This window comes from Rhodococcus sp. GQ147 (assembly GCF_059759155.1).
Genome location: NZ_JCAXDU010000004.1, coordinates 293611 through 302596 on the forward strand (window position 1 = coordinate 293611; position 8986 = coordinate 302596).

The window sequence follows — 8986 nt, forward strand, 5'->3', positions numbered from 1 at the left end:
CTCGATCAGGCGGGACGGGTGTGGCCGTCGCCCCACACCACCCACTTCGTCGACGTCAGTTCGGGCAGACCCATCGGGCCGCGAGCGTGCAGCTTCTGGGTGGAGATGCCGATCTCCGCGCCGAATCCGAACTGCTCGCCGTCCGTGAACGCCGTCGAAGCGTTGACCATAACGGCTGCGGCGTCCACGCGCGTCGTGAACTCCCGAGCAGCGGCGAGGTCCGAGGTGACGATCGCCTCGGTGTGGCCGGTGCCGTAACGGTCGATGTGGTCGACGGCCGCGTCGAGGTCGTCGACCACCGCGAGGGCGACGTCGAGCGAGAGGTACTCGTCGGACCAGTCCTGGTCGGTCGCGGGCACGAGGCCGGGCAGGTCGCCGTGGACCGTCACGCTGTGTTGCTGGAATGCCTGCAGGAGCTTCGGGACGGCGGTGTCGGCGATCGCCTTGTCGACGAGGATCGTCTCGGCGGTGTTGCACACGCTGGGCCGGCGGGTCTTCGCGTTGATCACGATCTTCTCCGCCATCTCCAGATCGGCCGCGGAGTGGACGTAGACGTGGCAGTTGCCGGTGCCCGTCTCGATCGTGGGGACGGTCGCGTCGCGCACCACCGCGGCGATCAGACCGGCGCCACCGCGCGGGATCACGACGTCGACCAGGCCTCGAGCCTGGATCAGATGCGTGACCGACGAGCGGTCGGCGCTCGGCAGCAGCTGCACGGCATCGGCGGGGATGCCCCGGCTCTCGAGCGAGGCGCGCAGCACCTCGACGAGCGCGGCGTTGGAGCGGGCCGCGGACGACGAGCCGCGCAGCAGCGCGGCGTTGCCGGACTTCAGGGCGAGACCGAATGCGTCGACCGTGACGTTGGGCCGTGCTTCGTAGACCATGCCGACCACGCCGAGCGGGACGCGCACCTGGCGCAGCTCGAGACCGTTCGGCAGCGTCGAGCCGCGGACGACGCCGCCGATCGGGTCAGGCAGTCCGGCCACCTGGCGCAGGCCGGCGGCGATCCCGTCGATCCGGGCAGAGGTCAGGCGCAGGCGGTCGAGGATGGCCTCTTCGGTGCCACCGGCGCGGGCGGCCTCGATGTCCTCCGCGTTCGCGGCGAGGACGGTATCGGCGGCGGCGAGCAGAGCGTCGGCCGCGGCGTGCAGAGCCGCGTCCTTCTCGGTGGTGGTGAGCAACGCGAGACGACGGGAGGCCACGCGGGCGCGACGCGCGGCTTCGTGGACGGCCTCACGGGTGTCCGTGCCGGCGTCGGTCGCAGCTGAGTCGGGGGTCACGGCAGTCATGTATCCAGCCTAGTCGGGTCCTCGCGGAAGCCGACAGGCCGTGTGCCGTCAGCGCAGGCCGGTGCCCCGCGCCAGCGCCGTCTCCACCAGGATCGACAGCAGCTCGGCATACTCCACTCCGGTGGCGTCCCACATCCGCGGGTACATCGAGATGGAGGTGAATCCGGGCATCGTGTTGATCTCGTTGATCACCGGTCCGTCCTCGGTGACGAAGAAATCGACGCGGGACAGGCCGTGGCAGTCGAGGGCGCGGAACGCCCGGACCGCGAGTTCGCGGATCCGGTCGGAGGTCTCTTCGTCGAGCTTGGCCGGGACGTCGAACTCGCAGACGTCGTCGAGGTACTTCGTGTCGAAGTCGTAGAACGCCTCGTGGTCGCCGGAGGTGTCGGGCATGCGGATCTCGGCGACGACACTCGCGCGGACGTCGCCGTCCGGGAACTCGAGCACGCCGCACTCCACCTCGCGGCCGATGATCGCGGACTCGACGATGACCTTGGGGTCGTGCTGCCGGGCCTTCGCGACGGCGTCGTCGAAGGCGGCCCAGTCGGCCACGCGACTGATGCCGATGGACGATCCGCCGCGGGCGGGCTTGACGAAGACGGGCAGGCCGAGGCGGGTCTTCTGCTCCTCGGTGAGGGTCGCGGTGCCGGGACGCAGGACGATCTGGAAGCCGACGGGCAGGCCTTCGGCCGCGAGCAGTTTCTTGGTGAACTCCTTGTCCATCCCGGCGGCGCTGGCAAGAACCCCGGGACCGACGTACGGGATGTCCGCGAGTTCGAGCAGACCCTGGATGGTGCCGTCCTCGCCGTAGGCGCCGTGCAGGACCGGGAACACCACGTCGACCGAGGCGAGCACCCGGCCGTAGGAGCCCTCGTCGAGGGCGACGATGTCGCCACCGCGGGTCGGATCCGCGGTGAGGACGAGATCGGAGCCGTCGCCGGCGACGACGGGCAGTTCGCGACCGGCCGCGGCGAGGCCGGCGGGGTCCGCGTCGCCGAGGACCCATGCGCCCTCGGGAGTGATGCCGATGGGCACGACCTCGTACTTCTGCGGATCCAGGTTGCGCAGGATGCTCCCTGCCGAGATGCAGGAGACGGAATGTTCGTTGCTGCGACCACCGAAGACGACGGCCACCCGGGTTCGGGGCATACTCACGTGTCGAACCGTACCGGGTGGCGATCTCCGCGTGTCGAGCGAGTCCTACGCGGGTGGGGCCGGACACCCTGCTATGTCTCCGCGGGCTCCGGTCTCCCTCGGTGGAGGGTCGTCTCCCTCAGCGCCGCGTCGAGATCGGCGAGCAGATCCGCGGTGTCCTCGATTCCGCACGACAACCGGACGAATCCCTCCGGCACCGCATCGCCCCATCGTGCGCGACGATCCGCTGTCGTGTGGATACCGCCGAAGCTGGTGGCGGGTGCGACGAGCGTGGCCGCGTGGACGAAGCGGTGCACCTCGTCGCGGCCGGGTAGCCGGAAGGTGACGAGGGGGCCGAAGCGGCTCATCTGGCCGGCCGCCACGGCGTGGGCGGGGTCGCCGGCGAGTCCGGGATAGCGGACGTCCGTGACAGCGGCGTGCTCGAGCAGCATCCCGGCGACGGCGAGCGCGTTGGCGCACTGCCGCTCGAAGCGCAGTCCGGCGGTGCCGAGGCTGCGGTGCGCGAGCCAGGTCTCGAAGGGTCCCAGCACGGTTCCCGACAACAGTCGTTCCCGGTCGATCGCGGGCAGCAGTTCGGGATCCGCGACGGCGATGTATCCGAACAGCAGGTCACTGTGTCCGCTGAGCGATTTCGTCCCGCTGGCCACCACGACGTCGGCGCCGAGATCGAGGGGCAGCTGGCCCAGGGGTGTGGCGGTGGTGTTGTCGACGAGCAGGAGCGCGTCGGAGACGTGGCACGCGGTCGCGATCGCGCGCAGGTCGACGGTGTCGAGGCCTGGATTAGACGGGGTCTCGACCAGTACGACGGAATTGTCGGGAGCGGTCACCAGAACGTCGGTCAGGGTGCCGTCACCGAACTCCGCGACCGACATCTCGACGACCTTCACTCCGTGCGGCGCCAGGAATTCCTGCGCGTACGTGCGCACCTGGTAGTAACCGTCGGAGGGGACGACGACCGTGCCGCCCGGGGCCACGAGGGATCGCAGGGCGACCGTGATCGCCGACATTCCCGAGCCGACGACGCGGGCGGCCGAGGCGTGCTCGAGGTCGGCGAGCGCCGATTCGAGTGCGCGCCAGCCGGGATTCGAGGCCCGCGCATAGGTGTCGACGTCGTCGCGCTCGTCCTCCCCGAGGAGATACGGCGCCGCGAAGACCGGTCCCGCCTGCAGCGGGGAGCCCGGAACACCCTCGTGTGCAACTGCCTTCACACAGCGAGTCGAATCGCCCGTCATGCCACTCATTCCGGCTTGATCCGGCGTCCGAGCAGCTGCCCGATCGCGTCCTGCACCGACATGCCTTCGTGGCACACGCGGTGCACGGCGTCGGCGAGCGGCATCTCGACGTCGTAACTCGCTGCGAGGGCGCGGACCGAGGTGCACGACTTGACCCCTTCGGCCACCTGACCGTGGGTGGCCTCCTGCGCGCTCTCGAGGGACTCACCGCGGCCGAGTCGTTCGCCGAACGAACGGTTGCGGGACAACGGGGACGTACATGTGGCGACAAGATCGCCGACACCGGCGAGACCGGCGAGCGTGGCCGGCTTGGCCCCGAGGGCGGTTCCGAGCCGGGTGATCTCGGCGAGACCGCGGGTGATGATGCTCGCGACGGTGTTCTCACCGAGCCCGACCCCGGCGGCCATGCCGCACGCGAGGGCAATGACGTTCTTGCAGGCGCCGCCGACCTCGCAGCCGATGACGTCGGAGTTCGTGTACGGACGGAAATATTTTGTGGCGCAGGATTTCTGGATCTCCATGGCGCGGGTGGAATCGGGGCACGCGATGACGGTCGCGGCCGGTTGCCCCTCGGCGATCTCACGGGCGAGGTTGGGGCCGGACAGCACGGCGATGCGATTCTGCTCGGCGCCGGTGACCTGACCGATCACCTGACTCATGCGCATCAGGGTGCCGCTCTCGATTCCCTTGGCGAGACTGAGAAGTGTCGCGTCCGGTCCGATATCTGCCTTCCACTCCTCGAGATTGGTACGCAGGGTCTGACTCGGGACGGCGAGGACCACGAAATCGGCGCCCTCGAGGGCCACCCGATGATCGGCCGTCGCCTTCAACGAGTGCGGCAGTTCCACACCGGGTAGATAGTCGGAATTCTCGTGCCGCTCGGCGATGCCACGCGCCACCTCCTCGCGCCGCGCCCAGATCGTCACGTCCGTTCCGGCGTCGGCCAGCACCTTGGCGTACGCCGTCCCCCACGAACCCGCGCCCAGAACTGCTGCTGTGGTCACGCGATCCTCACTCTCATCCGATGCCCGGCACTCACGCTCGCGATCGGCCCGGAGCGGGCGGTCGCGACCGGTTCGGTCCGGGCGTTCACCACCCACGGTCGCACCCAGTATCGCGCAGGCGCCACCGACACCGCGCCGGGTCGGAGGACGGACCGCACACGACCCGGTCGCACCGGGCGGTCGTGCGGTTCGTCACCTCGCACGACCGTGCGATTCGATACTGATGGCACAATCGGGCAATGCCCGCGACGCACGTGCTCGTTCCCGTCAAGGCCCTCGGCCTGGCGAAGTCGCGGCTCTCGCACGTCCTCGACCCGGCAGCACGGGAATCACTGGTGCTTGCGATGCTGCAGGACACCGTGACGGCGGCGCTGTCCGCCGGAGACGTGACGGTCACCGTCGTCACCGCCGACGAGCGGGTCGCGGCCGCGGCGCTGGACTGCGGCGCGGACGTCCTCCCCGATCCGGTGCGTCCCGACTCCCCCGACCCGCTGAACTCCGCACTGCTCGCAGCGGCCCGCCGGGCGCGGGAGCACGCACCCGGCGCCGAACTCGTGGCGTTGCAGGCCGACCTTCCGTCCCTGCGGCCCGAGGATTTCGTGCTCGCACGCGAGACTGCGCGGCGGACCGGAACGGCCGTGGTCGTCGACCACACGGCGAGCGGTACGACGGCGTTGCTGCACTGCGTGAGCGGCACCCTGCCGCCACTGTCGTTCGGTCCGGGATCGGCCGGTCGCCACATCGATGCCGGTGCGTACCCGGTACCGGACGCCCTCCCCGGACTGCGACTCGATGTGGACACACCGGACGATCTTGCCGCCGCACTGCAACTCGGCGTCGGACCGGCCACCGCGGCCGTGCTCGACACGGTCGAGTTCCCCCTGTGCCACCCGTGCGACAGCGCTGCAGGGAGCCGTCGCTCTGCAACAATGAACTCGTGACCAACGGCGATTCCCCCGATCCCACGAGTTCCGAGCACGCGGCACCATCCGGTGCCGCACGACCCGCCGGTCGCGTAGCGACCGCCACCAGCGCCCCTCCGGCCGCGACGGGACTGCAGTCGAGGACCGATCACGACAACACACTTCCCGTCGACCGCTATCTCAACCGCGAACAGAGCTGGCTCGATTTCAACGCCCGCGTTCTCGCGCTCGCGGAGGACACCTCGCAGCCGTTGCTCGAACGCGCCAAGTTCCTCGCGATCTTCGCGTCGAATCTCGACGAGTTCTACATGGTGCGGGTCGCCGGGCTGAAACGTCGCGCCGAGACGGGGTTGTCGGTCCGGTCCGCGGACGGACTGACCCCGCGCGCCCAGCTCGCGCTCATCGCGTCGAGCACGCGCGAACTCGCCGGTCGCCACGCGCAGGTCTTCCTCGACTCGGTCATGCCCGCCCTGGCGGCCGAAGGCATCTCGATCATCCGATGGGCGGATCTGACGGAGGACGAACGCCGACGACTGACACAGTATTTCGCCGACCAGGTCTTCCCGGTCCTGACGCCGCTCGCGGTCGATCCCGCACACCCCTTCCCGTACATCAGCGGCCTGTCCCTGAACCTCGCTGTCACGGTCAAGGATTCGCAGTCGTCCGGTGAACACTTCGCGCGCGTGAAGGTGCCCGACAACGTCGATCGGTTCGTCCGGGTCGATCGCGCGGGTTCGTCGCACGGACTGCCGGCCTTCCTCCCGCTCGAGGAGCTGATCGCCGCCCATCTCGACGTGTTGTTCCCGGGCATGGAGATCGTCGAGCACCACGCATTCCGCGTCACCCGCAACGCCGACTTCGAGGTCGAGGAGGACCGCGACGAGGATCTCCTTCAAGCCCTCGAACGCGAACTCGCCCGGCGGCGCTTCGGATCTCCCGTGCGGCTCGAGGTGTCGGACGACATGACCGAGCACATGCTCGACCTCCTGTTGCGCGAACTCGACGTCGATCGGGTGGACGTCGTCCAGTTGCCCGGGCTGCTCGATCTGTCGTCGCTGTGGCAGGTGCACGCCGTCGACCGACCGGATCTGAAGGACGCCCCCTTCGTGCCGGCGACCCATCCCGCCTTCGGCGAGCGAGAGACACCGAAGAGCGTGTTCTCCACCCTGCGCGAGGGCGACATCCTCGTCCACCACCCGTACGACTCGTTCTCCACGAGCGTGCAACGGTTCATCGAGCAGGCCGCCGCCGACAGCCAGGTCCTCGCGATCAAGCAGACGCTGTACCGGACGTCGGGCGACTCCCCCATCGTCAACGCCCTGATCGCCGCTGCCGAAGCGGGCAAGCAGGTCGTCGCGCTCGTGGAGATCAAGGCACGCTTCGACGAGCAGGCCAACATCAAGTGGGCGCGCAAGCTCGAACAGGCCGGTGTCCACGTCGTGTACGGACTCGTAGGTCTGAAGACACACTGCAAGACCTGTCTGGTCGTGCGGCGCGAGGGTTCGACGATCCGCCGCTACTGCCACATCGGCACCGGCAACTACAACCCGAAGACCGCTCGTCTCTACGAGGACGTCGGCCTGCTCACGTCGTCACCCGAGATCGGCGCCGACCTCACCGACCTGTTCAACACCCTCACCGGATACTCCCGGAAGGCGCAGTACCGCAATCTGCTCGTCGCACCGCACGGAGTCCGCAAGGGCATCATCGAACGCGTCGAGCGTGAGATCGAGCACCACGCGGCCGGTCGCCCCAGCGGGATCCGGCTCAAGGCCAACGCCCTCGTCGACGAGCAGGTGATCGACGCGCTCTACCGCGCGTCGCGGGCGGGGGTACGGACCGAGGTGGTCGTGCGCGGGATCTGCGCCCTCAAGCCCGGTGTGCCCGGCCTGAGCGAGAACATCACGGTGCGATCGATTCTGGGGCGGTTCCTCGAACACTCGCGGTTGTTCCATTTCCGTGGCAGCGACGAGTACTGGATCGGCAGCGCCGACATGATGCACCGCAACCTCGACCGTCGCGTCGAAGTGATGGTGCAGGTGAAGAACGCCCGGCTCGCAGCGCAGTTGGACGGCATCTTCGATTCCGCGCTCGACCCGGTCACCCGCTGCTGGACTCTCGAGGGCGACGGCACGTGGACGGCGTCCCCGGAGCCGGGAACCGCTGCCCGCGACCACCAGGTCGAACTCATGCGTAGCCGCGCGTCCTGAGGTGGAGGGAACGTTGACCGAATCACGCGACAAGCCCGTGAAGGCCAACATCTTCGCGGCGGGCGCCGTCCTGTGGCGTCCTGCGGCGGACGACGCTCCGCACGATGCGCAGGTCGCGCTCGTGCATCGTCCGCGCTACGACGACTGGTCCTTCCCCAAGGGCAAACTCGACGCGGGTGAGACGGCCGTGATCGCCGCGGTGCGGGAGATCGAGGAGGAGACCGGATTCCGCGCCGCGCTCGGCCGTAGCCTCGGGAAGGTCGTCTACCCCGTTCCGGGGCACCGCAAACTCAAGCGGGTGGACTACTGGGCGGCGCGCTGCCTCGACGGGCGGTTCGCGCCCAACGACGAGGTGGACGAATTGCGTTGGGTGTCCCCCGAAGAGGCATTCGACCTGTTGTCCTACCCGATGGACCGCAGCGTCCTGCGCCGGTTCCGCCGGGTGCCGTTGGACACGACCACGGCGCTGATCGTGCGGCACGCCAAGGCCGGAAGTCGGAAGAAGTACAAGGGCGACGACCGTTACCGGCCCCTCGATGCGTCCGGACGGGCGCAGGCCGAGGCTCTCGTTCCGCAGTTGACGGCGTTCGGCGGCGACAGCGTGGTGTCCGCCGACCGCACCCGGTGCATCGCCACGGTCGAACCGTTCGCCTCCCGGCACGGACTCGAGATCGCGATCGAGCCGTCCCTGTCGGAGGAGGAGTACCGCGCCGATCCGGACCGCGGCCGCAAGCGGGCGCTGGAGATCGCGTCCGGTCCCGGCACTCCCGTGATCTGCAGTCAGGGCAAGGTGATCCCGCCGCTGCTGGAGTGGTGGGCCGAGCGCGACGGTCTCGCGCTGCCTCCGGCGCGGAACCGGAAGGCGAGCATGTGGGTGTTGTCGCTGCGCGGCGATCGTCTCGTCGCGGCCGACCACCTCGACAGCCCTCTTCCCACGGGCCGTCCACCGGCGGACGACGAGAGCATCTGACCGAGTACACACGACGGCGGCCACCGGATGTCCGGTGGCCGCCGTCGTCTCACCTGTGCGGCTCGCACCGTGTGCGAGCCGCATCGCGGGTGGGTGTTACTTCTTGGTGCTCTTGCGGGCCGTGGTCTTCTTGGCCGGGCTCTTCTTCGCCGCGGTGGTCTTCTTCGCCGCGGTCGACTTGGTGGCGGTGGTCTTCTTCGCCG

7 protein-coding genes are annotated in these 8986 nt (G+C 69.2%); 3 read left to right on the forward strand and 4 right to left on the reverse strand.

Annotated features, from left to right (window positions below; genetic code table 11):
• Positions 1 to 5: 5 nt before the first annotated feature.
• The 4 genes from AC6CID_RS07410 to AC6CID_RS07425 all read right to left on the reverse strand — a co-directional run bounded on the left by AC6CID_RS07410 (position 6) and on the right by AC6CID_RS07425 (position 4680).
• Positions 6 to 1289 (reverse strand): glutamate-5-semialdehyde dehydrogenase, encoded by a 1284-nt coding sequence (locus tag AC6CID_RS07410; RefSeq protein WP_006554515.1) that lies wholly within the window; start codon positions 1287 to 1289, stop codon positions 6 to 8.
• Between the two features lie 48 nt (positions 1290 to 1337).
• Positions 1338 to 2444, reverse strand: a complete 1107-nt coding sequence (locus tag AC6CID_RS07415; protein ID WP_231413245.1) for a D-alanine--D-alanine ligase family protein — start codon at positions 2442 to 2444, stop codon at positions 1338 to 1340.
• Between the two features lie 71 nt (positions 2445 to 2515).
• Positions 2516 to 3676, reverse strand: coding sequence for a cystathionine gamma-lyase (locus AC6CID_RS07420; RefSeq protein ID WP_498353738.1), 1161 nt, complete (start codon positions 3674 to 3676; stop codon positions 2516 to 2518).
• A gap of 5 nt (positions 3677 to 3681) precedes the next feature.
• Positions 3682 to 4680, reverse strand: coding sequence for an NAD(P)H-dependent glycerol-3-phosphate dehydrogenase (locus AC6CID_RS07425; RefSeq protein WP_498353739.1), 999 nt, complete (start codon positions 4678 to 4680; stop codon positions 3682 to 3684).
• 239 nt (positions 4681 to 4919) lie between these two features.
• Here AC6CID_RS07425 and cofC point away from each other — a divergent pair, with 239 nt between their 5' ends.
• The 3 genes from cofC to AC6CID_RS07440 are packed head-to-tail and all read left to right on the forward strand — an operon-like array spanning position 4920 to position 8783.
• The gene (gene cofC, locus AC6CID_RS07430) at positions 4920 to 5621 is read left to right on the forward strand and encodes a 2-phospho-L-lactate guanylyltransferase (protein WP_064061348.1); all 702 of its coding nucleotides are present in this window, start codon (positions 4920 to 4922) and stop codon (positions 5619 to 5621) included.
• Positions 5618 to 7813, forward strand: a complete 2196-nt coding sequence (locus AC6CID_RS07435) for an RNA degradosome polyphosphate kinase (protein WP_498353740.1) — start codon at positions 5618 to 5620, stop codon at positions 7811 to 7813. Before cofC ends, AC6CID_RS07435 begins: the two co-directional genes overlap by 4 nt.
• A gap of 13 nt (positions 7814 to 7826) precedes the next feature.
• Positions 7827 to 8783 carry an NUDIX hydrolase gene (locus tag AC6CID_RS07440; RefSeq protein WP_498353741.1) on the forward strand — a complete coding sequence of 319 codons (957 nt, stop codon included), beginning with the start codon at positions 7827 to 7829 and terminating at the stop codon, positions 8781 to 8783.
• The last annotated feature ends 203 nt before the right edge of the window (positions 8784 to 8986 follow it).